24 protein-coding genes are annotated in these 25838 nt (G+C 68.0%); 13 read left to right on the top strand and 11 right to left on the bottom strand.

The features are described 5' to 3' along the window. Positions 1-11: 11 nt before the first annotated feature. The 6 genes from GJG85_RS00595 to mnmC all read right to left on the bottom strand — a co-directional run bounded on the left by GJG85_RS00595 (position 12) and on the right by mnmC (position 8175). The gene (locus GJG85_RS00595) at positions 12-1124 is read right to left on the bottom strand and encodes an NADH:flavin oxidoreductase/NADH oxidase (RefSeq protein ID WP_089488016.1); all 1113 of its coding nucleotides are present in this window, start codon (positions 1122-1124) and stop codon (positions 12-14) included. A 219-nt stretch (positions 1125-1343) separates the two neighbouring features. Beyond that, positions 1344-2054, bottom strand: coding sequence for a glutamine amidotransferase (locus GJG85_RS00590; RefSeq protein WP_050016013.1), 711 nt, complete (start codon positions 2052-2054; stop codon positions 1344-1346). 28 nt (positions 2055-2082) lie between these two features. Continuing rightward, positions 2083-2721 carry a MarR family winged helix-turn-helix transcriptional regulator gene (locus tag GJG85_RS00585; RefSeq protein WP_050015785.1) on the bottom strand — a complete coding sequence of 213 codons (639 nt, stop codon included), beginning with the start codon at positions 2719-2721 and terminating at the stop codon, positions 2083-2085. 505 nt (positions 2722-3226) lie between these two features. After that, a complete protein-coding gene (locus tag GJG85_RS00580) occupies positions 3227-4342 on the bottom strand; it encodes a YbdK family carboxylate-amine ligase (protein WP_006490006.1) in 1116 nt (371 codons plus the stop codon). 14 nt (positions 4343-4356) lie between these two features. Then, positions 4357-5571, bottom strand: a complete 1215-nt coding sequence (locus tag GJG85_RS00575) for a cation:proton antiporter (RefSeq protein ID WP_050015784.1) — start codon at positions 5569-5571, stop codon at positions 4357-4359. A 672-nt stretch (positions 5572-6243) separates the two neighbouring features. Continuing rightward, positions 6244-8175 (bottom strand): bifunctional tRNA (5-methylaminomethyl-2-thiouridine)(34)-methyltransferase MnmD/FAD-dependent 5-carboxymethylaminomethyl-2-thiouridine(34) oxidoreductase MnmC, encoded by a 1932-nt coding sequence (gene mnmC, locus GJG85_RS00570; RefSeq protein ID WP_204383525.1) that lies wholly within the window; start codon positions 8173-8175, stop codon positions 6244-6246. A 388-nt stretch (positions 8176-8563) separates the two neighbouring features. Here mnmC and GJG85_RS00565 point away from each other — a divergent pair, with 388 nt between their 5' ends. Further along, complete coding sequence (locus tag GJG85_RS00565; RefSeq protein WP_006401505.1) at positions 8564-8842, top strand: HU family DNA-binding protein; 279 nt, start codon at positions 8564-8566, stop codon at positions 8840-8842. Between the two features lie 129 nt (positions 8843-8971). Here GJG85_RS00565 and GJG85_RS00560 read toward each other — a convergent pair whose 3' ends face one another. Both GJG85_RS00560 and GJG85_RS00555 read right to left on the bottom strand, forming a co-directional pair. Further along, positions 8972-10285: a GTP-binding protein gene (locus tag GJG85_RS00560; RefSeq protein ID WP_050016011.1), complete on the bottom strand. Its 1314-nt coding sequence runs from the start codon at positions 10283-10285 to the stop codon at positions 8972-8974. Between the two features lie 153 nt (positions 10286-10438). Beyond that, positions 10439-10924 (bottom strand): lytic transglycosylase domain-containing protein, encoded by a 486-nt coding sequence (locus tag GJG85_RS00555; RefSeq protein WP_050015778.1) that lies wholly within the window; start codon positions 10922-10924, stop codon positions 10439-10441. A gap of 367 nt (positions 10925-11291) precedes the next feature. Between GJG85_RS00555 and gspD the strand changes: the two genes are divergently transcribed. Genes gspD through gspF form a run of 3 tightly spaced genes read left to right on the top strand, consistent with a single transcriptional unit; the run spans position 11292 to position 16355 of the window. After that, positions 11292-13637, top strand: coding sequence for a type II secretion system secretin GspD (gene gspD, locus GJG85_RS00550; protein ID WP_050015777.1), 2346 nt, complete (start codon positions 11292-11294; stop codon positions 13635-13637). Then, positions 13634-15133, top strand: a complete 1500-nt coding sequence (gspE, locus tag GJG85_RS00545; RefSeq protein WP_204383522.1) for a type II secretion system ATPase GspE — start codon at positions 13634-13636, stop codon at positions 15131-15133. The genes gspD and gspE overlap by 4 nt, the downstream gene beginning before the upstream one ends. A gap of 4 nt (positions 15134-15137) precedes the next feature. Beyond that, a complete protein-coding gene (gene gspF / locus GJG85_RS00540) occupies positions 15138-16355 on the top strand; it encodes a type II secretion system inner membrane protein GspF (RefSeq protein WP_050015775.1) in 1218 nt (405 codons plus the stop codon). A 37-nt stretch (positions 16356-16392) separates the two neighbouring features. Here gspF and GJG85_RS00535 read toward each other — a convergent pair whose 3' ends face one another. Beyond that, entirely contained in the window at positions 16393-16803 is a 411-nt protein-coding gene (locus GJG85_RS00535; RefSeq protein ID WP_006477247.1) for a type II secretion system protein N, read from the bottom strand. Between the two features lie 175 nt (positions 16804-16978). Here GJG85_RS00535 and gspG point away from each other — a divergent pair, with 175 nt between their 5' ends. Genes gspG through GJG85_RS00495 form a run of 8 tightly spaced genes read left to right on the top strand, consistent with a single transcriptional unit; the run spans position 16979 to position 22959 of the window. Continuing rightward, positions 16979-17431 (top strand): type II secretion system major pseudopilin GspG, encoded by a 453-nt coding sequence (gene gspG, locus GJG85_RS00530; protein WP_012492990.1) that lies wholly within the window; start codon positions 16979-16981, stop codon positions 17429-17431. A gap of 38 nt (positions 17432-17469) precedes the next feature. After that, complete coding sequence (locus GJG85_RS00525) at positions 17470-18039, top strand: GspH/FimT family pseudopilin (RefSeq protein WP_050015773.1); 570 nt, start codon at positions 17470-17472, stop codon at positions 18037-18039. 2 nt (positions 18040-18041) lie between these two features. Then, positions 18042-18443, top strand: a complete 402-nt coding sequence (gene gspI / locus GJG85_RS00520; protein ID WP_060733874.1) for a type II secretion system minor pseudopilin GspI — start codon at positions 18042-18044, stop codon at positions 18441-18443. Continuing rightward, on the top strand, positions 18421-19119 hold the full coding sequence (locus GJG85_RS00515; protein WP_089488015.1) for a prepilin-type N-terminal cleavage/methylation domain-containing protein: 699 nt from the start codon (positions 18421-18423) through the stop codon (positions 19117-19119). The genes gspI and GJG85_RS00515 overlap by 23 nt, the downstream gene beginning before the upstream one ends. Before the next feature lie 2 nt (positions 19120-19121). Further along, positions 19122-20231: a type II secretion system minor pseudopilin GspK gene (gene gspK, locus GJG85_RS00510; protein ID WP_089488071.1), complete on the top strand. Its 1110-nt coding sequence runs from the start codon at positions 19122-19124 to the stop codon at positions 20229-20231. Positions 20232-20257: 26 nt separating this feature from the next. After that, entirely contained in the window at positions 20258-21631 is a 1374-nt protein-coding gene (gene gspL / locus GJG85_RS00505; RefSeq protein ID WP_204383521.1) for a type II secretion system protein GspL, read from the top strand. Beyond that, positions 21628-22134: a type II secretion system protein M gene (locus GJG85_RS00500; RefSeq protein WP_050015768.1), complete on the top strand. Its 507-nt coding sequence runs from the start codon at positions 21628-21630 to the stop codon at positions 22132-22134. The genes gspL and GJG85_RS00500 overlap by 4 nt, the downstream gene beginning before the upstream one ends. A 36-nt stretch (positions 22135-22170) precedes the next feature. Then, the gene (locus GJG85_RS00495) at positions 22171-22959 is read left to right on the top strand and encodes a type II secretion system protein N (RefSeq protein WP_089488070.1); all 789 of its coding nucleotides are present in this window, start codon (positions 22171-22173) and stop codon (positions 22957-22959) included. Positions 22960-22984: 25 nt separating this feature from the next. Here GJG85_RS00495 and GJG85_RS00490 read toward each other — a convergent pair whose 3' ends face one another. Continuing rightward, positions 22985-24550 (bottom strand): efflux transporter outer membrane subunit, encoded by a 1566-nt coding sequence (locus GJG85_RS00490; RefSeq protein WP_089488014.1) that lies wholly within the window; start codon positions 24548-24550, stop codon positions 22985-22987. Positions 24551-24831: 281 nt separating this feature from the next. Then, positions 24832-25116, bottom strand: coding sequence for a multidrug ABC transporter ATPase (locus GJG85_RS00485; RefSeq protein WP_089488069.1), 285 nt, complete (start codon positions 25114-25116; stop codon positions 24832-24834). 175 nt (positions 25117-25291) lie between these two features. On the opposite strand from GJG85_RS00485, the gene GJG85_RS00480 reads away from it, so the two are divergent. Then, a complete protein-coding gene (locus tag GJG85_RS00480; protein ID WP_050015756.1) occupies positions 25292-25780 on the top strand; it encodes a MarR family transcriptional regulator in 489 nt (162 codons plus the stop codon). Positions 25781-25838 lie beyond the last annotated feature (58 nt).

Below are 25838 nucleotides of genomic sequence, written 5' to 3'. Positions count from 1 at the left end.
GCGCGATGCGCTCAGCGCTGGCCGAACGCGACGTCGCCGAACAGCGCCTTGTGCTCGCGCGGCTGCGAGCGCCAGTACTGCGGCGGCGCCGTCACCTGCGCGCCGAGCTCGGCCGCCGCATGCCACGGCCAGCGCGGGTCGTACAGCATCGCGCGCGCCATCGCGACGAAATCGGCATCGCCGGCCTCGATCAGCCGGTTCGCATGCTCGGGTTCGTTGATCAGGCCGACCGCGATCGTCGGCATGCCGACCGCCCGCTTCACGGCCTGCGCGAACGGCACCTGATAGCCGGGCGACAGCGGAATCTTCTGCAGCGGCGACACGCCGCCGGACGACACGTCGATCCAGTCGCAGCCGCGGCGCTGCAGTTCGTGCGCGAACGCGATCGTATCGTCGAGTTCCCAGCCGCCTTCGACCCAGTCGGTCGCGGACACGCGCACGCCGACCGGCCGATCGTCCGGAAACGCGGCGCGCACGATCTCGAAGATCTCGAGCGGAAACCGCATCCGGTTTTCGCGCGAGCCGCCGTATTCGTCGGTGCGCCGGTTCGCGAGCGGCGACAGGAACTGATGCAGCAGGTAGCCGTGCGCCGCGTGCACTTCGATCGCATCGATGCCGAGCCGCGCGGCCCGCCGGGCCGACGCCGCGAACGCTTCGCGGATGCGGTTCAGGCCCGCCGCATCGAGCGCGAGCGGCGGCGTCTCGCCGTCCTTGTGCGGAACGGCCGACGGGCCATGCGGCAGCCAGCCGCCGTCGGCGACCGGCACGAGCTGGCCCCCCTCCCACGGCGCCGCACTCGACGCCTTGCGCCCCGCATGCGACAACTGCATCGCGATGCGGATCGGCGAATGCTTGCGGATCGCGGCCAGCACCGGCTTCAGCGCGGCTTCGGTCACGTCGTCCCACAGGCCGAGGTCGCCATGGGTGATGCGTCCGTCGGGTTCCACCGCGGTCGCTTCGATGCACAGCAGCCCGGCGCCCGACAGCGCGAGATGGCCGAGGTGAATCATGTGCCAGTCGGTCGCTTCGCCGCGTTCGGCCGAGTACTGGCACATCGGGGAGATCACGATCCGGTTCGGAAGGGTCACGCCGCGCAGCGTGAACGGAGAAAACAGCGCAGTCATGGAAGCCGCTCGCCAGGAAAGGGAAAGAGCGGACGAGCGTAGCACGCACGCCTGAAGCGTGCAGACAGCGCGCTCCGCAGTAAGCGGATGGTCAGGTATGGCCGGCCGGACGCCGGCGGGGCGTGGAACAAACGGAATAGGCGATGTAAGGCGATGCGCCGGCCCTCAACGGATGCAGGCCGGGCCAATCCTTTCCGGCGGACGGGACCGCCCGCGACGTCAGAGCCCGACGCTACCGAGCCACTCCGCGAACATATGCCGTGCGGCCGTCTCGAGCGCGGGGCCGTGCTGCGCGGTATCGGCGCGCAACTGACGCGCGTCGATGCCGGGCGTCGCGGCGATTTCGCCGGCGTTCGCGATCAGCCACGGTTCGAAGCGATCGGTACGGATCTCGGGATGACATTGCAGCGCCAGCACGTGCTGCCCCCATGCGAATGCCTGGTGGTGGCAGGCCGGCGTCGACGCGAGATGGATCGCACCGCCCGGCAGGTCGAACGTATCGCCATGCCAGTGCAGCATCGATGTCGTCGCGCCGTCGAGATGGCGCAGCGGCGACGCGCGGCCGGCATCGGTGAGCGTCAGCGGCGCCCAGCCGAGCTCGTGCTGCGCGGCCGGATAGACGCGCGCCCCGAGCGCCCGCGCGATGAACTGCGCGCCGAGGCAGATGCCGAGGATCGGCAGCCCCGCGTCGATGCGCTGGCGCACGAGCGCCAGCAGCGGCGCGATCGTCGGATACTGCGCGTCGTCGTACACGCTGAGCGGCCCGCCGAGCACGACGAGCAGCGACGGCTCGAGCACGTCGAGCACCTCGACCCGCGACGATCCGACATCGACATAGCGCACCCGTCGACCGCGTTCGCCGAGCACCTGCTCGAAGCTCCCGAGATCCTCGAAATGCACGTGGCGGATCGCCACGACTTCAGCGTTCATCATCGGCCTCCCGGTCGATCGACGGACGTCAGCCTGCGAAAATCTTCCAGGTCTTCTTCTGCGTCGCCGCGTCGGCTTCTTCCTGCACCGAGCAGTCGAGACGCAGATCGCTGTCGGACATGTCGAGGTCGAGCGTCGCGCAGTGATGCACCGTCTTCTTCGACGGTTTGCCCGGCTGAAAATACGTGCACGTGAGGCACATGCGCTGCGGCGGCGTCGCACCGGCCACCTGCAGCTCGCGCAGCGTCTTCAGCAGCGCGCGGTACAACGTGCCCTGCTCGTCCGCGCCGAGCTTGCCGACTGCTTTCGTCAGGAATTCAGGCCATTGCAGCGCCTTCTTCGCGGCCGTGCGGCCACGCGCCGACAGGCGTACGGCCAATGCCCGGCCGTCGTCCAGCGCACGACGCTTCTCGACGAGCCCCTTCGTCTCGAGCGTGCTGACCGCATCGCTCGTGGTGGCCGCGGTCAGCTGCGTCTCGCGCGCGATCTCGCCGAGCCGCATCGGGCCCTTGCGCTGCAGCAGCAGCACGAGAATCTCGCCTTGCGTCGGCGTCAGGCCAGCGCCTTCCGCCCAATCCCATGCCTCGCTCCGCATGGCCGTGCTCAACCGCAGCAGGCTGTGGGTCACACGTCCCGCAGCCTGGTTCCCGTAAACGCCTTCGCTCATAGTCTTTTCGCTTTGCCGCCGCCCGGATGGCCGAGCGGCCGTAGTGTGGAGATCGAATCCATCTCAAAACAGACGCCCTCTCTCGAGTGCGTCAGCACGGCCGTCGCGAGGCACACGCGGCGGTCGCGTTCGCGGCGACCGGAGAGACACGCATCGTTCCGGTGTCCGCAAAGCCGACATTCTAAGCGAGAGCGGAAAATCGCACAGCTAAGTTATCCCCTGCATGCTGTGGAAAATCGCTGGATAACCGGATTTTTTCGTTGTGCGCGCGATGTCGCGCGCCCGCGAAACGGGGCGCGCCGGCATTTTCCTGTTCGGATCGGCCATCGGCCGCGCGGTCATGATCCACCGGGTTATCCCACCCACAGAGCATTGACTTTGCAGCGGAATATCGGGTTATCCACAGATTGCGACGGTGCCCGTCGACGATTTCGGCGCGACAGGGCGCCGATAACCGTTCAGCGAATCGCGGCGCGGTCGATTCTGCAATCTGCAAAACATATTTTCACTCGCGCCAACGTAAGCACTGCTGCCGGACCGTCTCGTTCAGCGATTTTTCCTGTTTGAAAACGGTTCTCAACCACGATGCATCGTTCACGCGCGCCTTTGCGAGCGCACCGATCTCGTCGAGCGCCGCGCGCGAACCGAGCGCGGCCGCATGCGGCGCGATCCGGTCGAGCGTGTCGAGGATGTCTTCCGCGATCGTGCGGCGCTCGCCCGTCTGAGGATTCACGCAGGTGCCCTCGAGCCCGAAGCGGCACGCTTCGAAACGATTGAACGTGTAGACCAGGTAATCGTCCTCCGACAGCTTCAGCGGCCGGTCGGTCAGCAGGTAGCGTGCGAGCGTCTGGATGTAGCAGGCGATCGCCGCCGCGCGGTCGACCGACAGCGGCGTGTCCATCACGCGCACTTCGATCGTGCCGTAGCCGGGCTTCGGCCGGATGTCCCAGTAGAAGTCCTTCATCGAGTTGACGACGCCCGTGTTCACCATCTTCGTGAAGTACTCCTCGAACGAGTCCCAGGTCAGCACGAACGGCGCGCGGCCCGACAGCGGGAACGCGAATACCGAATTCAGGCGTGCCGAATGGAAGCCCGTGTCGACGTTCTGCACGAACGGCGACGACGCGGACAGCGCGATGAAGTGCGGAATGAAGCGCGACATCGAGTGCAGCAGGAACAGCGCGCTGTCGGGATCGGGGCAGCCGATGTGCACGTGCTGGCCGAACACGGTGAACTGCTTCGCGAGATAGCCGTACAGCTCGGAGATGTACTGGAAGCGCGGCGCATCGTAGATCTGCCGGTCGCTCCATTGCTGGAACGCATGCGTGCCGCCGCCGGCCAGCCCGACGTTGAGCTGGTCGGCCGCCTTCACGAGCACGTCGCGGATCGCATGCAGCTCGCTGACGGCCTGCTCGTGCGAATGGCAGATGCCGGTCGACAGCTCGATCATGCTTTCGGTGATTTCCGGCGTGATGTTGCCGGGAAAGGTCTCGCCCTGGATCAGGCGCATCAGGTCGGACGCCGCTTTGGTCAGGTCGTAGTTGTGCGTGTTGACGACCTGGATCTCCAGTTCGACGCCGAACGTGAACGGTTCGGAATTGACGAAGGTTTCGAGTGCCATGGCAGGTTCCGGAATCAGTTGCCGTCGCTGCGTTCGCCGACCGCCGACAGGCAGCGATAGACGACGAACGGACTGACGAGCTGCAGGATCACGATCGAGCACATCACGATCGCGCGCAGGTGCGGGTCGAAATTGGGATAAAGCTGGTAGGTATCGTCGACGAGCAGGTACGACAGCGCGGACATCGGCGTGAGCGCGATGCCGAGCGCGATGCCCTGCTTCATCCCGAGGCCGCTCGGCTTCGCGAACGCGACGACGCCGGCCAGCTTCGCGGCGAGCCGCGTGACGATCAGCACGATCGCGAGCAGCCCGCCGAGCGCGATGTCGCCCCACGTGAACGACGTGAGCGTCAGCACGAACAGCACCACCGTCAGCAGCCAGCCGGCCGTGCCGAAGTGCTCGGGCCACAGCTGCGGCCGCGCTTCGAGGTTCTTCACGATGATGCCGGCGAGCAGCAGCGTGAGCAGCGTCGACAGCTTCAACGCCTGCGCGACGGCGATCGCGAGCATCACGAGCCCGAACAGCGCGACGAACGAATGCTCGTCGCGCATCGTCGCGGTCATGTGACGGAACAGGTAGTTGCACGAACGCGCGACGAGATACGCGACGATGAACGAACCGGCTAGCAGGTAGAGCGGTTGCAGGATCGTCGCGAAAACGTTGCCGTACGCTTCCTGGTGCAGCCAGCTCGTCACGAGCTTGGTCAGCACGATCGCGTACACGCTGTTGAGCGCGGTGAGCGTGATCAGGCGTTGCGACACCTGCCCTTCCGCACGCAGTTCGGTCTTGAGCTGGATCACCATCGACGGCGACGTCGCGATCGCGATCGCCGACAGCACCAGCGCGACCATCCCCGATACGCCGAGCGCGAGCATCACGAACAGCACGAGCACGAACGTGAGCGTGGCCTCCGCGAGACTCGACGCGACGAGCCACGGATTGCGCCGGATCCAGCGCAGGTCGAGGCGGCTGCCGAGTTCGAACAGCAGCAGGCCGAGCGCGACGTCCATCAGGAGCCGCGAGGTTTCGTCGGTGCTGGTGTCGATCACGCCGAATCCGAACGAACCGGCGATCAGGCCGATCACGGCATAGCCGGTGATGCGCGGCAGGCGCCACGCGCGATAGCACAGCTCGCCGCACAGGCCGGCTGCGAACAGCGCGAGCCCGGCCCAGAACACGGCATCCGGCGCGAGCGGCCAGTTGGGCAGGAATGAGAACGCCGACTTCATCGTGGTGACTTCTCCTTTGGAAGCAACCGCCAGCGACGCGGGGTCAAGCGACAGGAATGGATGCGCGCCGGCTGGGTATTGCCCCGAATGTGATTGTTGTGCTCGACGATGGCGGTACATGGGGTCCGCCTGTTCCGCCACAAGGCGGAACGTCGTTCAGGTTGCCGATCTGGATTGTCGGCCTGGTGTGTGAACGGACTGCGCAGTCTCGAAGATTCAGATTCGAAATCGTGCCGACCGTTCCATTGAAGCATGTCCGGCGCTTGGCCGAACGAACGCGAAGGAAACCGATTGTGCCACAGGTTTTTCGCTCCGGAACCGATTGAATCGACGCGCGGGGCTGTGCGCCGCCGCAGGTCTTTGGTTTCAAAGGTTTACTTGTATATATACGTAGTAGAAGTTAACAAAGGACGCACAGTTCTGTGGATAACTCCGGTTTACGCTGACAGATCAAGGTGTTGGCGAAACCATAACCGGTTGCACAGGCTGTTCGCGCACAGCAGTTTGAGTTGAGCAACTTTCGGGTCGCATCACAGCTGTGCCGAGTTGCCCAGTTTACGTCCACTGTGATTGCACACGGAGTGCACGCGGATTCCGCGCGGTTATCCACAGCGTCGCGTGGATAACCTTGCGCGGAAAAATCGGGAAACTGTGACGGCTGCGGGCGGCCAGTCAGCCGGCCGAACCGACGCGGCGGGCGCGCAGTGCGCGGATCAGGAAGCGGGCGGGATCGATCGCGTCGGCGAGTTCGCGCTCGAGCGGCCACGGCTCGCCTTCGACTTGCGACGCGATCAGTTCGGCGCCGAGCGCAGCCCATACGAGGCCGCGCGAACCGAAGCCGAATGCGCCGTAGAGGCCCGGCGTGCGCGGCAGGTCGCGCGCCTGCGCACCGCCCAGCGCGCGTGCGTTCGCGGTGGCCTGCGCCTCGTCGGCGAGCGGGCCGACGAGCGGCAGACGGTCGCCGACGACCCAGCGGAACGCCACGCGGCCGTGCAGCGTGGCCGGATCTGGCAGTTCGCCGATCAGGCCCGGCAGCAGGCGCCGCACGCGGTCGAGGTTTTCGGCGTGGCCGGCCGCGCGCATCGCGGGATCGGTGTCGTCGGGTTCGAACGTGGCGCCGATCAGCAGCGTGCCGTCGTCGAGCGGCACCGCGTAACCGTCGCCGATCGCCGGGCACGGCAGCGGCGCCGTCGTGCCCGGCGGCAGCAGCGTGAGCTGGCCGCGTACCGGTTGCAGCGCGACATGCTTGAGCCCGGCAAGACGCGCGGCGTCGCCCGCGTTCGCGAGCACGACGACAGGTGCATCGGCGAGCGTGGCGCCCGTATCGTCGAGCGCATGCCACGCGTCGCCCCGCCGTTCGAGCCGTGCGACGCCGGTGGACGCGAGCAGGCGCACGCGCTCGCCGGCCGCCGCATATTGCGCGGCGCACAGCCCGGCCGGCCAGACGGCGCCGCCGTGCGGGAACAGCAGGCCGCCGTGCGCGACCGGCAGATTCAGATGTGCGCGTGCGGCATCGGCATCGAGCAGCGTCACGTAGTCGGACGGCGCGCCGAACGCATCGAAGGCGTCGCGCATCCGCGCGAAATCGTCGGCCGATTCGGCAAGATGGATCATCCCGTGCGTGCTGCGTGCGAATGCATGCCCTGCGTGTTCGAGCGCACGCCAGCGTGCGAGCGCGTGCAGGAAGCCGCCGCGCGTGAGGCGGCTCGCGACGTTGTCGTCGCGCGTCATCAACGGGTGGAACACCCCGGCCGGATTGCCCGACGCTTCGCTCGCGATCCGTTCGTGCCGCTCGATCAGCGTGACGTCCCAGCCGCGCACGGCCAGACGTTCGACGACCGCGCAGCCGGCGAGGCCCGCGCCGATCACGATCGCACGGCGTGCTGCAACGGGCAGCGCACGCGGCGGCTCGTGCCGGCGCGCGCGCCAGCGCGGCGCATAGTCGCCGACGAGACGATCGTCGACTTCGCGGAACGTGAAACCTGTTTCGCCGAGCGCGTACTTCACGTCGTCGGACTTTGCATGGGTCGCAAACGTCGCGTGTTCGCCGGCGAGTTTCGCGAGTGCGCGGATCCCGTCGCTCGACGCCGCGGCGCCGTCGAGAAAAAACGCATCGGCGCGCGCGACGAGCTTCTTCAGCAGGTCGATCGGATCGCCGAACGCGAGCGTGAGCACGACGCGTCCTTCGTCGAATTCGAGCCGGTGCACGCCCGGCACGAGCATCTGCCATGCGTCGATCAATGCATCGGTGTCTGCCGATATGGTTGTGTCCGCAACCATATGCGAAACCGCGCGGCGCAGGTCGTCGCGCGAGAACGGATGCGACTCGACTGCAACGACATGCAACCGTTCGCAGCGCGCGGGATCGTCGCGCCACGCGGCCCACGCCGCGAGGAAGCCGGCGCCCGCGCCGAATTCGGTCGCGACGATCGTAAACGTCCGGCGGCGCTGCCAGCGCGTGGGCAGCCCGTTGCCGGAGACGAACGCGCGATGTGCGTGCGCGAGCGTGCCGGATGCGCCGCGATGAAGCTCGCCGAACTCGGGCGAGACGAGCGTGCCGTCGTCGCGAAGCGCGAGCGAGGCGTAAACAAGTCGGTCGGGCATGCGAAACAAAAAACGTGGCAGCCAAGCCTGGCAAGGGATTGCGGCAGGCCGTCCGATCGGCCGTTGGAAAAGGGCAACGGGGCGACGGGCGGGCGGACCACGCTGCGTATCCTGTCCGGTTGGCGCAGGTCAAAAAACGGGCAATCGACGATTCATTCGGCGAAATACCGATGAAAATCTTTGAAACCCTTGTCGTTATTGGGTTTGCGCTGCGCTATCATAGCAACGCCGTACCGCGGGGTGGCCGCCGGCAAGCCGGAGGGCGCGTCGCGCGGGCCAGGATTCGGCGCTGTGTCGTCGGAGTCTGACTCTCGACGGCACGGTTCGCGCACGTATAATCGGCGCGTTCGCGCTGTTCGTGTCAACCTAACCTGATAAAGGAACCTTAATGAACAAACAGGAACTGATCGACGCCGTCGCCGCCCAAACGGGCGCCAGCAAGGCTCAAACCGGCGAAACGCTGGACACGCTGCTCGAAGTCATCAAGAAGGCCGTGTCGAAGGGTGATGCGGTTCAGCTGATCGGCTTCGGCAGCTTCGGTTCGGGCAAGCGCGCAGCACGTACGGGCCGCAACCCGAAGACGGGCGAAACCATCAAGATCCCGGCAGCCAAGACGGTCAAGTTCACGGCTGGCAAGGCGTTCAAGGATGCCGTCAACAAGCGTTAAACCCGCGCCTGTTCCAGAAAAAACCCGCCTCTCGGCGGGTTTTTTGTTGGGCGCGCGCGGCATTTTCGCCACAGTTCGCGCCGCCCTTGCAAAAGTTAACGGTTGTTTTTACAAGCCGTTACCACGCGATCACGCGTGCACGATCTGCGTGTCGCCGTGATCGTCGTCGTCGTGCGAATCGACGTCCCACGCCGGGAACGGATCGTCGAACGCGGCCCATCCCGCCGCGCCGAGTGCGAACTCCGCATCCGTCAGCAGACACGCGTCGAGTTTCGTGCGCCACGCATCGGCGTCGAGCGCGATGCCGATCAGCACGAGTTCCTGCCGGCGATCTCCGACCGTGCGATCGTCGAGATCGCCGAGCCATTCGGTGCGGATTTCAGCGAGCAGCTCGTCGTCGTCGGGCCATTCAGCGCGATCCTGCGCCGCCCACCACAAACCCGCCGGCCCGTGCCGGCATACGCCGCCCGCCTGCGACAGCGAGCCCGCGATGTCGTTGCGCGTCGCGAGCCAGAAGAAACCCTTGCTGCGCAGCACGCCCGGCCACTCCTGATGCAGCAGCGCCCACAGCCGTGCCGGGTGAAACGGCCGGCGCGCGCGGTAAACGAAATTGCCGATCCCGAATTCGTCGGCTTCGCCGTGCACGTGCGCATGATGGTCGTCATGGCAGTCGGGGTCGTCGCAATGCGTGTGATCGTGGTCGAGCGATGCGAGCCAGCCCGGTGCGTTCGCGGCTTCGTCGAAATCGAAGCGGCCGGTGTTCAGCACTTCGTCGAGCGGCACGTTGCCGAACGTCGATACGACCTGATGCGCGCGCGGATTGAGACGCGCGAGGATGTGCTGCAGGCGTGCGAGATCGTCCGCGCCGACCAGATCGGCCTTGTTGATCACCAGCACGTCGCAGAATTCGATCTGCTCGATCAGCAGCTCGACGAGCGTGCGGTCGTCGTCTTCCGACGCGGCGATGCCGCGCGTCGCGAGCGCATCGTCGGAGCCGTAGTCGCGCAGGAAGTTGTACGCGTCGACCACGGTGACGAGCGTGTCGAGCCGCGCGATCGACGACAGCGACGCGCCGTCGTCGTCGACGAACGTGAACGTTTCGGCGATCGGCATCGGCTCCGCGATACCGGTCGATTCGATCATGATCGCGTCGAAGCGGCCTTCGGACGCGAGGTTGCGGATTTCGACGAGCAGATCGTCGCGCAGCGTGCAGCAGATGCAGCCGTTCGACATCTCGACGAGGCGTTCCTCGACGTGCGACAGCGCCTGCGCGTCGCGCACGAGCGACGCGTCGATGTTGACCGCCGCGAGATCGTTGACGATCACCGCGACTTTCAGGCCCGCGCGGTTCGCGAGCACGTGGTTGAGCAGCGTGGTCTTGCCGGCGCCGAGGAAACCGGACAGCACGGTGACGGGCAACGGCTGTTTCATTGCCGGATTCATGATGATATGCACCAACGGAAAAGATGAAAAAGCGGCCGCGGCGCCCTGCCGGGGCGCGATCGGCCCGCACGCGGGCGAAACGGCGGCGTCAGCCCGCATTGTGCATCAAACGCGCGCGGCCGGCCCTGCGTCAACCGGCGACGCGGCGCCGAATCACTGAGCGGGCTGCGCTGGCTGCGCGGCCTGGGCAGTCTGCGCGGACGGCAGCAGCTTCCATTGCGTCAGGATGCCGGCGATCTGCCGCGCGTACTTGTCGCGCAGCGACGGCGTTTCCGAATGATAGGCGCCGACCGCCTGCCACGTGTTGCCGTAGCGGTTCATCTTCTGTTTGAGATGCCACGCGGCGATGTACACGTTCTTGCACGGCTCCATCAGCGTGTCGCGGCCGATCCCGTAACGCGACAGCGTGGGCAGGTGGATCGAATTGATCTGCATCAGGCCGTAGTCGACCGAGCCGTTCGTATTCTTGTTCAGCGCACCGGGCCGGTTGCGCGATTCCTGCCATGCGATCGCGCGCAGGATCAGCGGATTGACCTGCTGATATTTGGCCGCTTCGTCGAAACAATCCGCGCGTGCGTTGCCGCTGGCGAACCACGCGCCGGCGGCGATCAACGCGATCGAAGCGAACCGTCTGTTCATCGTGCGGAAACGGAAAGGAATTGCGCGAAGCTCGGGAAAACCCGTGCCTGTTATTAATGCGACGAGAAACGCGCCGCCCGTATCATACCGGCAGACCGTCCAATTGCGACAGGCAGGAATACGGCAGCCCGGTTATACCGCATTTCCGTGTCGATTCATCTCGAGATCGGGGCGACGGCCGGCATGCGGAGGGTGACGCCGATCCTTACATATCGCATACGATTCGCCGGACACATGTCGTATGTGAGACAGTCTTCGGATCAATGTGATATTTCGGACATGAAAAACTGCTAATGTCGCCTCTTTCGGACTTGGATCCCAGCACTACCGCCGGAAGTGGCCTGAGCCGGCATCGACCCATTCATCCATGACAAGAAATCGCTTCGTTATGCGGCGTATCGCCACGACCCTGCTCGTGGCCGGCATCATCGTCTCGCAGGCTGCCTACGCTCAGGTCACGCTCAACTTCGTGAATGCGGACATCGACCAGGTCGCGAAAGCGATCGGCGCCGCGACCGGCAAGACCATCATCGTCGACCCCCGCGTGAAGGGGCAGCTCAATCTCGTCGCCGAACGGCCGGTGCCGGAAGACCAGGCGTTGAAGACGCTGCAGTCCGCGCTGCGCATGCAGGGCTTCGCGCTCGTGCAGGATCACGGCGTGCTGAAGGTCGTGCCGGAAGCCGACGCGAAGCTGCAGGGCGTGCCGACCTACGTCGGCAATGCGCCGCAGGCGCGCGGCGACCAGGTGATCACGCAGGTGTTCGAGCTGCACAACGAATCGGCGAACAACCTGCTGCCCGTGCTGCGGCCGCTGATCTCGCCGAACAACACGGTGACGGCCTACCCGGCGAACAACACGATCGTCGTGACCGACTATGCGGACAACGTGCGCCGCATCGCGCAGATCATCTCCGGTATCGACAGCGCCGCGGGCGCGCAGGTGCAGGTCGTGACGCTGCGCAACGCGAACGCGATCGACCTCGCCGCGCAGATGCAGAAGATGCTCGACCCGGGTGCGATCGGCAACAGCGACGCGACGTTGAAGGTGTCGGTCACGGCCGACCCGCGCACCAACTCGCTGCTGCTGCGCGCATCGAACGGCTCGCGCCTCGCGGCCGCGAAACGCCTCGCGCTGCAGCTCGACGCGCCGAGCGCGGTGCCCGGCAACATGCACGTCGTGCCGCTGCGCAACGCCGATGCGGTGAAGCTCGCGAAGACGCTGCGCGGGATGCTCGGCAAGGGCGGCGGCAATGACAGCGGCGCGTCGGCGTCGTCCAACGATGCGAACAGCTTCAACCAGAACGGCGGTTCGTCGGCGAGCGGCAACTTCTCGACCGGCACGTCGGGCACCCCGCCGCTGCCGTCGGGCGGCCTCGGCGGTTCGTCGTCCTCGTCCGGGTATGGCGGCGGCTCGTCCGGCGGTGGCCTCGGTACGGGCGGCCTGCTCGGCGGCGACAAGGACAAGAGCGGTGACGACAACCAGCCGGGCGGGATGATCCAGGCCGACTCGGCGACCAACTCGCTGATCATCACCGCGTCCGATCCGGTTTACCGGAACCTGCGCTCGGTGATCGACCAGCTCGACGCGCGGCGCGCGCAGGTCTATATCGAAGCGCTGATCGTCGAGCTGAACTCGACGACGCAGGGCAACCTGGGCATCCAGTGGCAGGTCGCGAGCGGCCAGTTTCTCGGCGGCACGAACCTGAACCCCGGGCTGGGGCTCGGCAACAGCATCATCAACCTGACGGCGGGCGGCTTGACCAACGCGGCCGGCGGGGTCACCGGCGGCGGGCTGGCGTCCAATCTCGGGCAGTTGTCCCAGGGCCTCAACATCGGCTGGCTGCATAACATGTTCGGCGTGCAGGGGCTCGGCGCGTTGCTGCAGTATTTCTCGGGCGTGAGCGACGCGAACGTGCTGTCGACGCCGAACCTGATCACGCTCGACAACGAGGAAGCGAAGATCGTCGTCGGCCAGAACGTGCCGATCGCGACCGGTTCATACTCGAACCTGACGAGCGGCACGACGAGCAATGCGTTCAATACCTACGATCGCCGCGACGTCGGCCTGACGCTGCACGTGAAGCCGCAGATCACCGACGGCGGGATCCTGAAGCTGCAGCTCTACACGGAGGATTCGGCGGTCGTCAGCGGGACCACGAACGCGCAGACCGGCCCGACCTTCACGAAACGCTCGATCCAGTCGACGATCCTGGCCGACAACGGCGAGATCATCGTGCTCGGCGGCCTGATGCAGGACAACTACCAGGTGTCGAACAGCAAGGTGCCGCTGCTCGGCGACATCCCGTGGATCGGCCAGCTGTTCCGTTCGGAATCGAAGCAGCGCGCGAAAACCAACCTGATGGTGTTCCTGCGTCCGGTGATCATTTCCGATCGCAGCACCGCGCAGGAAGTCACCGCGAACCGCTACGACTACATCCAGGGCGTGACGGGCGCCTACAAGTCGGACAACAACGTGATCCGCGACAAGGACGACCCGGTCGTCCCGCCGATGCCGCTGGGTCCGAGCCAGGGCGGCACGCCGGCCGGCAACCTGTTCGATCTCGACAAGATGCGCCGCCAGCAGTTGCAGCGCCAGGTCGCGCCGGTACCGGCCCAGCCGCTGCCGGAAGCAACGCCCGCGCAGCCGCAGAGCGTGCCGCAGCAGGCGGTGCCGCAACAGCCGCTGACCACCGCGCCGGGAGCGTCGCAGTGAGCGACGTGCTCGCGTCATCCGCCCACGACGGCGCGCCGGGCGAGCGCCAGCCGCCGTCGCCGCTCGCCGCTCGCCTGCTGCCGTACGGTTTCGCGAAGAGCGGCCAGGTGCTGATCGCGCATCAGCTCGACGACACGCTCGAGGTGTGGATCAGCGAACGCACGAGCGACGCCGCGCTCGCGGAAATCGCGCGCAACTTCGGTTCGATTTCCGTGCATCGCGTGCCGGCCGACGAGCTCGCGCAGGCGATCAACCAGGCCTACGCACGCCAGGACGGCAGCGCCGCGCAGGTGGTCGGCGAGGTCGAAGGCGAAGTCGACCTGTCGCGGCTGATGCAGGACATCCCCGAAGTCGAGGATCTGCTCGAATCGGAAGACGACGCGCCGATCATCCGGATGATCAACGCGCTGCTCACGCAAGCGGCGCGCGAACAGGCGTCGGACATCCACATCGAGCCGTTCGAGAATGCGTCGGTCGTGCGCTTTCGCGTCGACGGCACGCTGCGCGACGTCGTGCGCCCGAAGAAGGCGCTGCACGGCGCGCTGATCTCGCGGATCAAGATCATGGCGCAGCTCGACATCGCCGAGAAACGGCTGCCGCAGGACGGCCGCATCACGCTGCGCGTCGGCGGCCGGCCGGTCGACGTGCGGGTGTCGACGCTGCCGACCGGGCATGGCGAGCGCGCGGTGCTGCGTCTCCTGGAAAAGGACGCGCAGCGGCTGAACCTCGAAGCGCTCGGGATGGGTCGCGACACGCTCGTCCAGTTCGACAAGCTGATCGCCCGTCCGCACGGCATCGTGCTCGTCACCGGCCCGACCGGTTCCGGCAAGACGACCACGCTGTACGCGTCGATGTCGCGGCTCGAAACTGCGACGACCAATATCATGACCGTCGAGGATCCGATCGAATACGACCTGTCCGGCATCGGCCAGACGCAGGTGAACGAGCGGATCGGGATGACCTTCGCCCGCGCGCTGCGCTCGATCCTGCGCCAGGACCCGGACGTGATCATGATCGGCGAAATCCGCGACCTCGAAACCGCGCAGATCGCGGTGCAGGCGTCGCTGACGGGCCACCTCGTGCTCGCGACGCTGCACACGAACGATGCGGCGTCCGCCGTCACCCGTCTGACCGACATGGGTGTCGAGCCGTACCTGCTCGCGTCGTCGCTGCTCGGCGTGCTCGCGCAGCGCCTCGTGCGCCAGCTCTGCCCCGTCTGCAAGGAAGAGCGGCACGAGGACGGCCGCACCGTGTGGCATCCCAGCGGCTGCGACAAGTGCGGGCATTCGGGCTATGCGGGCCGGCGCGGCGTGTACGAACTGCTGCTCGTCGACGAGTCGATCCGCACGCTGATCCACCGCAACGCGGCCGATGCCGAGATCCTGGCCGCCGGCCGCGCGGAAGGGATGCGCACATTGCGCGACGACGCGGAGCGCTGGCTCGCGTCCGGCGCAACGTCGCTCGAGGAAGTGCTGCGCGTGACGGGAGGCGCATAGCGCGATGCCGGCATTCCGTTTCGAAGCAATCGATTCGGCGGGGCGCGCGCAGAAAGGCGTGATCGATGCCGACAGCGCGCGAGCCGCGCGCGGCCAGCTGCGCACGCAGGGGCTGACGCCGCTCGTCGTCGAGCCGGCCGCCAGCGCGACGCGCGGCGCGCGTTCGCAGCGGCTCGCGTTCGGCCGCAAGCTGTCGCAGCGCGAGCAGGCGATCCTCACGCGCCAGCTTGCGAGCCTGCTGATCGCGGGGCTGCCGCTCGACGAGGCGCTCGGCGTGCTGACCGAGCAGGCCGAACGCGACTACATCCGCGAACTGATGGCCGCGATCCGCGCGGAAGTGCTCGGCGGCCATTCGCTCGCGAATGCGCTGGGCCAGCATCCGCGCGATTTTCCGGAAATCTACCGCGCACTCGTTGCCGCGGGCGAGCACACCGGCAAGCTCGGCATCGTGCTGTCGCGCCTCGCCGACTACATCGAGCAAAGCAATGCGCTGAAGCAGAAGATCCTGCTGGCGTTCACGTATCCGGGCATCGTCACGCTGATCGCGTTCGGCATCGTCACGTTCCTGCTGAGCTACGTCGTGCCGCAGGTCGTCAACGTGTTCGCGAGCACGAAGCAGCAGTTGCCGATCCTCACGGTCGTGATGATGGCGCTGTCGGAATTCGTGCGGCACTGGTGGTGGGCGATCCTGATCGCGGTCGCGCTCGTCGTGTGGTTCGTGAAGGCGACGCTGTCGCGCGCCGGGCCCAGGCTCGCGTTCGATCGCTGGGTGCTGACCGCGCCGCTCGCCGGCAAGCTCGTGCGCGGCTACAACACGGTGCGCTTCGCGAGCACGCTCGGGATTCTCACCGCGGCCGGCGTGCCGATCCTGCGCGCGCTGCAGGCGGCCGGCGAGACGCTGTCGAACCGCGCGATGCGCGCGAACATCGACGATGCGATCGTGCGCGTGCGCGAAGGCTCCGCGCTGTCGCGCGCGCTGAACAACGTGAAGACGTTTCCGCCGGTGCTCGTGCACCTGATTCGTTCGGGCGAGGCGACGGGCGACGTGACGACGATGCTGGATCGCGCGGCCGAAGGCGAAGCGCGCGAACTCGAGCGCCGCACGATGTTCCTGACGAGCCTGCTGGAGCCGCTGCTGATCCTCGCGATGGGCGGCATCGTGCTCGTGATCGTGCTGGCCGTGATGCTGCCGATCATCGAGCTGAACAACATGGTGCAGTGACGGTGCGGCCCGATTCCGACGGATGGGCCGCTACCGTTCAGCGCATGTAGATCGCGGGGGACGGCGTGTTCGCCGGGAGCTGGATTTCGGCGCGGGCGCCGTTGCGGTCGACGATGATCGAGCGCGGCCGGACTTCGGCGAGCTTCGCGCCGGACGTGACCTCCGCGCCGAGCGACACGGCGCGCGGCGGTTCGCCGCCGACGCCGACGATCGCGGCGCCGCCATGATCGAGCGCGAGAATGCCGAACAGGTGGATGTCCTGGACGGGATTCTTGTCGAGCTGGCCGCCGAAGAGCGCCGCGGCGTCCTCGGTGCGGATCGGCAGCCGCGCGGCGGCGGCGGGCAGCGGCGCTTCGCGGGCCGACAGCGTGACGACCCAGTAGGTGGCCGTCGCGCACAAACCCGCGAAGAGGGCGAGGGAAAGGATCCGGATCGAGAGCGCGTTCATGCGCGCTATTGTACGGATGTATATGAAATTTGCGTTGGGTGAAAGCCCTCGGCGATGCGCGCCTTACAATGCGTGCTCCGCGCCCGCCGGTCCGGAAGGTTGCTGTCAGGCAATCGTCCGGTGCGCCGGGTGCGTCACTCAATCGACGACATTTTTTGGAAAGAGGTAGTCAGTCATGCAAACGTGGATCACTCGCCGCAACGCGGCCGTGCGTCGTCAGCGCGGTTTCACGCTGATCGAGATCATGGTGGTGGTCGCGATCCTCGGGATCCTGGCGGCGCTGATCGTGCCGAAGATCATGAGCCGCCCCGACGAGGCGCGCCGCATCGCCGCGAAGCAGGACATCGGCACGATCATGCAGGCGCTCAAGCTGTACCGCCTGGACAACGGCCGCTATCCGACCCAGGAGCAGGGCCTGAACGCGCTGATCCAGAAGCCGACCAACGATCCGATCCCGAACAACTGGAAGGACGGCGGCTATCTCGAGCGCCTGCCGAACGATCCGTGGGGCAACGGGTACAAGTACCTGAACCCGGGCGTGCACGGCGAGATCGACGTGTTCAGCTACGGCGCCGACGGCAAGGAAGGCGGCGAAAGCAACGACTCCGACATCGGCTCGTGGCAGTAAGCCGGCGCTGATCGGCCCGACGTTTCATTCCGTTCTTCATGCTCGCCATTCGCACGACCTCCCGCTGCGGCCGCGATTGCCGCGTGCGTCGCGGTGCGGTGCCGTCCGTACCGGCAGGTGCCGATGGCGGCTTGATGAAGCCCCGCGCGGCGCGCCGTCGCGGGCGCGGCTTCACGCTGCTCGAAATGCTGGTCGTGCTCGTGATCGCCGGGTTGCTCGTGTCGCTCGCGTCGCTGTCGTTGACGCGCAATCCGCGCACCGACCTGCGCGAGGAAGCGCAGCGGATCGCGCTGCTGTTCGAGACGGCCGGCGACGAAGCGCAGGTGCGCGCGCGGCCGATCGCGTGGCAACCAACCGCGCACGGTTTCCAGTTCGACGTGAGCTCGCCCGACGGCTGGCGCACGCTGCGCGACGACCTGCTGCGCCCGCGCGACTGGGACGGCGGCGTCACCGGCGCGGACATCGATTACCCGGGGTCGGACACGCGCGCGAACCGCGTCGTGTTCGGCACCGAGAGCATCGACACGCCGGTGCGCGTGACGCTGCATTCGGCCGCCGGCAGCGCGACGATCGTCGGCACCGGCAACGGTCGCTACGAGGTGCAATGACGATGCGTCGTCGCCTGCCCTTCCCCGTTTCCTCCGCCCGCGGCTTCACGATGATCGAGGTGCTGGTCGCGCTCGCGATCATCGCGGTCGCGCTCGCCGCGTCGATCCGCGCGGTCGGCACGATGGCGAGCAACGCGTCCGACCTGCATCGCCGGCTGCTCGCCGGCTGGAGCGCCGACAACGCGCTTGCGCAGCTGCGGCTCACGCATGCGTGGCCGGAAGTCGGGGAGCAGAGCTTTGACTGCTCGCAAGGCAACGTGCAGCTCGTCTGCACGCAGCGCGTGAGCACCACGCCGAACCCGGTGTTCCGGCGCGTGCGGATTTCGGTGAGTACGCCCGGCCGTGCCGGCGTGCTCGCGCAGATGGTGACGGTGGTCGCGAATGAAACCAGCCGTCCGCTCTGACGCGCCGATGCGACGCCCGTCCACCCGTGCCGCCCGCCTCGCCCGCGGCTTCACGCTGATCGAGCTGATGATCGCGATCGCGATTCTCGCGGTGGTCGCGATCCTCGCATGGCGCGGGCTCGACCAGATCATGCGCGGTCGCGACAAGGTCGCGGCCGCGATGGAAGACGAGCGCGTGTTCGCGCAGATGTTCGACCAGATGCGCATCGACGCGCGGCTCGCCGCGACCGACGACGAGGCCGGCCAGCCGGCGATCGGCGTCGCCGGCAATACGCTGCAGATCGTGCGCGAACTCGACGTGCCGGGCGTCGCGCCGCGGCTGCAGGTGGTCCGCTACCGGATCGCCGGCGGGCGCGTCGTGCGCTATGCATCGCCGCCGATCGACGACACGAACCGGCTGCGCACCCTGCTGAAGGACAGCAGCGTCGACGGTTGGAGCTGGGTCGCGCTGATGGGCGGCGTCGGCGCGATCGACGCGAAGCTGTACGTGCCGCGCGTGGGCTGGACCACCAACCTGCAGACGGCCGACGAAGCGCTCGCACAGAACAACGACGCGCTGAAGGTGCCGCAGATCGGCAACGCGCCGCCGGCGCGCGCGGTGACCGGGCTGCAGGTCAGCATCGGCGCGACGTCGCTGCGCGTGCCGGTCACGCGCATCTTCCTCGTCGGGGAATGACGATGCGTGCGCGCCCTTCCCGTCGAATCCGGGCCCGCCGCCAGCGCGGCGCCGCGATCATCACCGCGCTGCTCGTGGTCGCGCTGTCGGCGATCCTCGTGTCGGGGATGCTGTGGCGCCAGCAGGTGCAGATTCGCCGCATCGAGAACCAGCGGGTAATCGCGCAGGCACAGTGGGTCGCGCGCGGCGCGCTCGACTGGACGCGGATGATCCTGCGCTCCGAAGGCGATACGGCGCCCGGCATCACGTATCTCGGCGGGATCTGGGGCGTGCCGATCGCGAAGACGAAGCTGTCGGATTTCCTCGGCCGCATCGGCGCGCCCAACGACACGGACGCCGAAGACACCTATCTGTCCGGCTCGATCGAGGATGCGCAGGCGAAGTTCAATCTGCGCAACCTCGTGTCGTCGCCGGCGCCCGGCGTGCTGCAGCTGAACGTCACGCAGATGCAGGCGTTCCAGCGCCTGCTGACGACGCTCGGCTACGACAGCGCATTCGCGAAGCGCATCGCGCTGCAGGTGCGTGCGGGGCTGCTGCATTCGGCCACGCGGTTCCAGATGCCGAACCTGCCCGGCGGCGGCGGGACCGCCGCGACCGCCGCGACCGCACCGGTGACGAGCGGCGACATGCAGGGCAGCGGCTTCACCGACGATCCGGGGATGGCCGGCGGCGACCGCGGGCCCGCGCCGCTGATGATGACGCGCGTCGAGAGCCTGCTCGACGTCGACGGCGTGACGCCGGAGATGGTCGCGCGGCTGCGCCCGTTCGTCACCGTGCTGCCGACCACGACGCCCGTGAACATGAACACCGCGCCGGCCGAAGTGATCGCCGCGCTGATACCTGGGATGAGCGTGTCGTCCGCGCAGGCGCTCGTGGCGCGCCGCGAGACGGTGTTTTTCCGCAACGTCGGCGACGTGCAGCTCGCGCTGCGCGGCGCCGGCGCGCCGCCGAACGTGACGATCGACTCGAGCCTCGTCGACGTCAATTCGAGCTATTTCATCGTGCATGGCCGGATCCAGCACGAACGCGCGGAGGTCGATCGCACCTCGCTCGTGTATCGTGATCCGACCACGCACTCGACGCGGGTCGTGCGCATCCGCGACCAGCTATAACGACGCCAATCGGGAGAGGAGCTCTTGTGAGCACGTTGATTGTTTCTTTGCCGCCGCGCGAGCCTGCCGTGCCGTTGCAGGAATGGCAGTGGCCCGAGCTGCCGTTCACGCTCGTCGACAAGGCCGGCCACGTGCAGCGCGCGGGCCGCGCCGCGCTCGCGCTGCTGCCGCGCGCGAACGCGACGGTGCTGATCGTCGCCGCGCGCGACGTGCTGCTGCTGGCCGCGACCGTGCCGCCGCTGAAGGGGCCGAAGCTGCGCCAGGCGCTGCCCAACATCGTCGAGGATCAGCTGATCCAGGATCCGCTCGGCTGCCATATCGCGCTCGATCCGGCCCCGCTGCCCGACGGGCGCCGCGTGCTGGCCGTCGTCGATCGCGCGTGGTTCCGCACGATCTGCGACGCGTTTACCGCGGCCGGCCACCGGCACCTGAGCGCGGTGCCCGCGACCCGCTGCCTGCCGGCGCCGCGCGCGTCGGCCGACGCCGCATCCGCCGTGCCGGCCGACGGCGAGCCCGCCGACGCCGCCGCCCTCGTCGCGGACGTCGCCGAGCCGGCTGCCCGCCCGGCGACGGTCGCCGCGGTGCTCGGGCTCGCGACGGCGGTCGAGCCGGTGCTCGTCGAAGCCGGCGCGCTGCCGGCCGAGGCCGGTGCGCCGCGCCTCGAGCTGGCGGTCGCGCGCGGTGCGCTCGGCGAAGGCTTCGCGGCGCCCGCGTCGCGCGCCGCCGGCACGCTGGCCGCGCTCGCGGGCGGCGGCGACATCGAGCTGTACGAACTCGGTGAGCCGGGCGCGGAGCCGCGGCTCGCGTCGGTCGGCCGCACGGACGCGCCGCTGCTGCCGGGCGCCGCGCCGCTGTCGTTCGATACGTTCGCGCGCCGGGCGCTGACCGAGAAATTCGATCTGTGCCAATTCGAGTTCGAATCGCAGCCGTGGCGCTTCGACCGCGCGACGCTCAAGCGCCTGCGCGTGCCGATCGCGCTCGCCGCGGCGACGCTCGGCGTCGCGGTGATCGGGATGAACGTGCACTGGTGGAAGCTGTCGCGCGAGCGCGATGCGCTGTCCGCGCAGATCACCGAGACGCTGCTGTCTGCCTTTCCGAAGACGACCACCGTGCTCGACCCGCCCGCGCAGATGCAACGCCAGCTCGACCAGCTTCGGCTGGCTGCCGGCGAGCTGTCGCCGAATGATTTCCTCGCGCTGTCGAGCGGCCTGGCGCGCTCGATGGGTGCGCTGCCGCTGAATGGCATCGCGTCGCTCGACTATCACGACCGGCGGCTCGACGTCGGCTTCAAGCCGGAGGTCAAGGTCGATCCCGATTTCACGCAGCGCCTCGCGCGTAACGGACTGTCCGGCGAAGTCGACAGCAACACGGGCAAATGGACGATCCGGAGCCGCTCATGAAAACCGAACAACTGAACCAGACGCTGGCCCAGTTCTGGGGCGAGCGCTCGCCGCGCGAGAAGATGCTGCTCGGCTGGGGCGGCGCCGTGCTGGCCGTCGCGATCGCGTATTCGGTGCTGTGGTCGCCCGCGCAGGAAGGCCGTGCGCGAATCCAGCGCGCGCTGCCGACGATGCGTCACGAACTCGCGCAGATGACCGCGCAGGCGAACGAGGCGAAATCGCTGTCGGCTGCCGCGCAGGGCGTCGCGCCGACCGGCCTCGCGCTCAAGGATGCGCTGACCGCGTCGCTGTCCGATCACGGGCTGCAGGGCGCGCAGGTGCAGATCGTCGGCAATGGCGTGCAGATCCAGATGAAGAACGTGTCGTTCCCGGCATGGACCCAGTGGCTCGACGATGCGCGCCGGCAGTTCAAGGTGCAGGTCGGCGAAGCGCATGCCACGGCGCTGAAGGAAGACGGCCAGGTGGACCTGACGGCCGTGATGCAGCCTTCCGTCCAGAAATAGATGACCGCAGTGGATGACGCAAACGAAGGCCGGCCGATGCGGCCGTGGGTGAGACGGCTCGTCGCCGTGTTGCCATGGGTGCTGGCGGGCGGCGTGGCGACGGCGGTGACGCTCGTCGCGCTCGCGCCGGCCGCGTGGATCGCGCCGCAGTTCGCGCGGGCGACCGGCGGTCACGTGAATCTCGTCGATCCGGACGGGTCGCTGTGGCACGGCTCGGGCACGCTGATGCTCGCGCCGGGCGCCGACCAGAGCGCGGCGACGCTGCTGCCGGGACGGGTCGAATGGACCACGCGCTTCTGGCCGCTGCTGACCGGGCGCGTGCAGATGCGCCTGCGGCAGACGGAAGCGATGCCCGATGCGGTCACGCTCGATGCGACGTGGCGCGGCGCGGTGCTGTCGTCGGGCACGATGGCGGTGCCCGCGTCGCTGCTCGCGGGGCTCGGCACGCCGTTCAACACGCTCGACCTGCAGGGCGACGTGCGGCTCGGCTGGAGCGACTGGCGGCTCATCGGCAACAACGCGTTCGGCCAGTTGACGGTGACGATCGATTCGATGAGTTCGCGCGTGTCGCGCGTGAAGCCGCTCGGTTCGTACCGCGCGGTATTGCAGGCGAAGGGCGCGGGCGCCGATCTCGACCTGTCGACGACGCAGGGCCCGCTGTTTCTCGACGGGCACGGCAGCTTCGGCCCCGGCCAGGGATCGTTTCGCGGGACCGCGCATGCGGCGCCCGAGCAGCAGGCGAACCTCGCCGGGCTGCTGAATCTGCTCGGCCACCCGATCGGCAACAACCAGGTTTCGCTGATCTTCGGCGACGCGCAGCGCTGATTGCGCGCGTCGCCCGCTTCCCTGCCTACTTCTGCGCGAGCGGCGCGGCGACCGACGGTGCGGTAGCCGCGGGCGCGGCCGCACCGGACGCCGGCACCGGCGCCGCCATGTCGCCGTTCTCGCGCGCCAGTTCCGACACGTCCCAGCCGCCGCCGAGCGCCTTCACGAGCCCGACCGACGACACCATCCGCTGCCCGGCGATCGTCGCGAGCTTCTGCTGCGCGGTGAACGCGGTGGTTTGCGCGTTCAGTACGTTCAGATACGCGACCGTGCCCGCCTTGTACTGGTTCGTGACGATCGCGAGCGCGTGCTCGGCGCTGTCGACGGCCTGCCGCTGCACGTCGATTTCCTGCGCGAGGATCCGTTGCGACGCAAGGTTGTCCTCGACGTCCTGAAACGCGGTCAGCACCGCGAGGCGATAGGCGGCGACGTCCTGGTCGTAGGTCGCGCGCGCGGCGTCGGTCTGCGCGGCGCGCAGCCCCGCGTCGAACAGCGTGGCCGCGAGCTGCGGGCCGACCGTCCAGAAGCGCGCCGGCAGCGTGAACAGCTGCGACCACACCGAGCTCTGGAAGCCGCCGGTGGCCGACAGCGTCAGCGTGGGGAAGAACGCGGCGATCGCGACGCCGATCTGCTCGTTCGCGGCCGCCGCGCGGCGCTCGGCCGCCGCGACGTCGGGCCGGCGCTCGAGGATCGTGGACGGCACGTCGACCGGCGTGATCGGCGGCTCGGCCGCGAGCGGGGTCGGCGGCAGCGAGAAGGTCGACGCGGGCTCGCCGATCAGCGTCGCGATCGCATGCTCGTACTGCGCGCGGGCGACGCCGTTGTCGATCTGCGCGGCCTGCGCGCTCTGCAGTTGCGTCTGCGCCTGGATCACGTCCGCGCGCGCGGCGACGCCCTGCGCGTACTGGTTCTGCGTGAGCTGCAGCGAGCGTTCGTACGACTTCACGGTGTCGTCGAGCAGCTGTTGCAGCGCATCGGACGTGCGCAACTGGAAATAGGTCTGCGCGAGCAGCGCCTGCTGCGACAGCCGCGCGTTCGCGAGATCGGCCGCGGCGGCCGCTTCGCCGGCGCGCTGCGCGCTGACGGTGCGGCTCACCTTGCCCCACAGGTCGGGTTCCCAACTGGCGTCGAGGCCGACGCTGTAGCTGTTGTTGATCGACCCGGTCGACCCGCTGCCGAAATTCGACGACGAACCCGACGACAGCGACGTGCGCGGCGACCGCGCGCGCGAGCCCGATGCAGTCAGCCCGACGGTCGGGAAATACGCGGCGCGCGCCTCGGTGACGAGCGCGCGCGCCTGCCGGTAGGCGGCCGCCGATTGCGCGATGGTCTGGTTCGACGCGTTGAGCTTGCCGATCAGCGCATCGAGCTGCCGATCGTTGTAGACCGTCCACCAGGCGCCGCGGTCGGCACGATCGGCGGGCTGCGCGACTTTCCAGCCGGCCGGCGCTTCCTTGAAGGCGGCGGGGATCGACGTGTCGGGCCGGTGATAGTCGGGCCCGACGGCGCAGCCGGCGAGCAGCACGGCCGTCGCAATGGCGACGGCGGCGCTCAGCGGGCGAACGGCGCGCGGGAGGGGGGCGTACGGCATGGTGGTTTTCCTGTCTGGGCGTGACGGCCGGCGAGCGGCGTCGCGCGATGCGGTCGTCGTGCCGCTGGCGGACAAATGGTAACTGACGGCGGGAAAGCTGCGCAGCCCTAAGGGTACGGTGCACGGCGGCCCGGATGTGTTACCGGCGCGGCCGGCCGGTTTACCGGCCATTACGGCTCGCTTGCGGGAAAACGGACGTGCGACCGGGCATACGACGCCGGTCACGCGTGACGCGGCCGGCGATCAGGCGGGATGGTGTGGAGCGTGAGAGCGCTGCGACGTCAGTGGCAGCGCGCGGGCACCGGGACGGGCTCGGCGGCGGCCCGCCATGTCGACGGCTCGGTTGCGGCCGGCTGGCTCGTGCGGCGGGCGCCGCCCTTCGCGTTGCGCTGCCGGCGATGATCGAACCATGCGAACCCGAGCGCCGCGAGCGAGCCGCCAGGCACGACCAGCATCGTCACGTACAGCGCGATCTTCCAGCCGCGGTGCGGCCCGGAGAACACATGATGAGCGGTATCGGTCAGGTTGCGGCGCAGCGCGCCGGCGGCATTTTTCAGGAACAGCATCGCGAACATCCTCGGGGTGCCCGGCAGCGCGGGCCAATCGGTCAGAACATCGTCTCCGGCAGTGCAACATGCACGTCGTAACTGGTTGACTCAAATAATATTGACTAAGCAATCATTTTTCAAGATACTGGGCGCGTTCAAACCCGAAACGCACTATTGCTGCGCGCGCAATCGTATGACCGGCGGCCTCTACGATCCCGAGAACATCGCGCTGGAAACGAGCCTCGGCTATTACCTGTCGAAGGCGAAGCAGGCGCTCGTCGAGCGGATGGATCGCGCGCTCGAGCCGCTCGACCTCACCGCGCAGCAGATCGGCGTGATCCTGCTGCTGTCGCGCGGCTACGCGCGTACGCCGTTCGAGCTGTCGCGCAAGATGTCGTACGACAGCGGGTCGATGACGCGCATGCTCGATCGGCTCGAACGCAAGGGGCTGATCGCGCGTGCGCGCAGCGAGCAGGACCGCCGGATGATCGAGCTGACGCTGACCGAGCGCGGCATCGAAGCCGCCCGCGCGCTGCCGTCGCTGGTCGCGACCGTGCTGAACGCGCAGCTCGAAGGCTTCTCGGCCGACGAACTCGCGACGCTCATCGGCCTGCTGCAACGCTTCATCGCCAACGGGCCCGGTTCGACCGGCTGCCCGACGCCCGACGAACCTGACTGCTGATGCGTGCGGAGACCCCATGTCCAGGTTTAAACAGTCGCTTATTTCTCTGTCTGGGCAG

The organism is Burkholderia sp. MS389, from assembly GCF_016899425.1.
Lineage (GTDB): Bacteria > Pseudomonadota > Gammaproteobacteria > Burkholderiales > Burkholderiaceae > Burkholderia > Burkholderia sola.
The sequence above is the reverse complement of the archived record's forward strand: the minus strand, read 5'-3'. Positions and strand labels throughout refer to the sequence as shown.

Excerpts from the sequence above, each read along its gene's own strand:
- GJG85_RS00595 (WP_089488016.1), bottom strand. The coding sequence starts at position 1,124 with ATGACTGCGCTGTTTTCTCCGTTCACGCTGCGCGGCGTGACCCTTCCG.
- GJG85_RS00590 (WP_050016013.1), bottom strand. The coding sequence starts at position 2,054 with ATGAACGCTGAAGTCGTGGCGATCCGCCACGTGCATTTCGAGGATCTC.
- GJG85_RS00585 (WP_050015785.1), bottom strand. The coding sequence starts at position 2,721 with ATGAGCGAAGGCGTTTACGGGAACCAGGCTGCGGGACGTGTGACCCAC.
- GJG85_RS00580 (WP_006490006.1), bottom strand. The coding sequence starts at position 4,342 with ATGGCACTCGAAACCTTCGTCAATTCCGAACCGTTCACGTTCGGCGTC.
- GJG85_RS00575 (WP_050015784.1), bottom strand. The coding sequence starts at position 5,571 with ATGAAGTCGGCGTTCTCATTCCTGCCCAACTGGCCGCTCGCGCCGGAT.
- mnmC (WP_204383525.1), bottom strand. The coding sequence starts at position 8,175 with ATGCCCGACCGACTTGTTTACGCCTCGCTCGCGCTTCGCGACGACGGC.
- GJG85_RS00565 (WP_006401505.1), top strand. The coding sequence starts at position 8,564 with ATGAACAAACAGGAACTGATCGACGCCGTCGCCGCCCAAACGGGCGCC.
- GJG85_RS00560 (WP_050016011.1), bottom strand. The coding sequence starts at position 10,285 with ATGAATCCGGCAATGAAACAGCCGTTGCCCGTCACCGTGCTGTCCGGT.
- GJG85_RS00555 (WP_050015778.1), bottom strand. The coding sequence starts at position 10,924 with ATGAACAGACGGTTCGCTTCGATCGCGTTGATCGCCGCCGGCGCGTGG.
- gspD (WP_050015777.1), top strand. The coding sequence starts at position 11,292 with ATGACAAGAAATCGCTTCGTTATGCGGCGTATCGCCACGACCCTGCTC.
- gspF (WP_050015775.1), top strand. The coding sequence starts at position 15,138 with ATGCCGGCATTCCGTTTCGAAGCAATCGATTCGGCGGGGCGCGCGCAG.
- GJG85_RS00535 (WP_006477247.1), bottom strand. The coding sequence starts at position 16,803 with ATGAACGCGCTCTCGATCCGGATCCTTTCCCTCGCCCTCTTCGCGGGT.
- gspG (WP_012492990.1), top strand. The coding sequence starts at position 16,979 with ATGCAAACGTGGATCACTCGCCGCAACGCGGCCGTGCGTCGTCAGCGC.
- GJG85_RS00525 (WP_050015773.1), top strand. The coding sequence starts at position 17,470 with ATGCTCGCCATTCGCACGACCTCCCGCTGCGGCCGCGATTGCCGCGTG.
- gspI (WP_060733874.1), top strand. The coding sequence starts at position 18,042 with ATGCGTCGTCGCCTGCCCTTCCCCGTTTCCTCCGCCCGCGGCTTCACG.
- GJG85_RS00515 (WP_089488015.1), top strand. The coding sequence starts at position 18,421 with ATGAAACCAGCCGTCCGCTCTGACGCGCCGATGCGACGCCCGTCCACC.
- gspK (WP_089488071.1), top strand. The coding sequence starts at position 19,122 with ATGCGTGCGCGCCCTTCCCGTCGAATCCGGGCCCGCCGCCAGCGCGGC.
- GJG85_RS00500 (WP_050015768.1), top strand. The coding sequence starts at position 21,628 with ATGAAAACCGAACAACTGAACCAGACGCTGGCCCAGTTCTGGGGCGAG.
- GJG85_RS00495 (WP_089488070.1), top strand. The coding sequence starts at position 22,171 with ATGCGGCCGTGGGTGAGACGGCTCGTCGCCGTGTTGCCATGGGTGCTG.
- GJG85_RS00490 (WP_089488014.1), bottom strand. The coding sequence starts at position 24,550 with ATGCCGTACGCCCCCCTCCCGCGCGCCGTTCGCCCGCTGAGCGCCGCC.
- GJG85_RS00485 (WP_089488069.1), bottom strand. The coding sequence starts at position 25,116 with ATGCTGTTCCTGAAAAATGCCGCCGGCGCGCTGCGCCGCAACCTGACC.
- GJG85_RS00480 (WP_050015756.1), top strand. The coding sequence starts at position 25,292 with ATGACCGGCGGCCTCTACGATCCCGAGAACATCGCGCTGGAAACGAGC.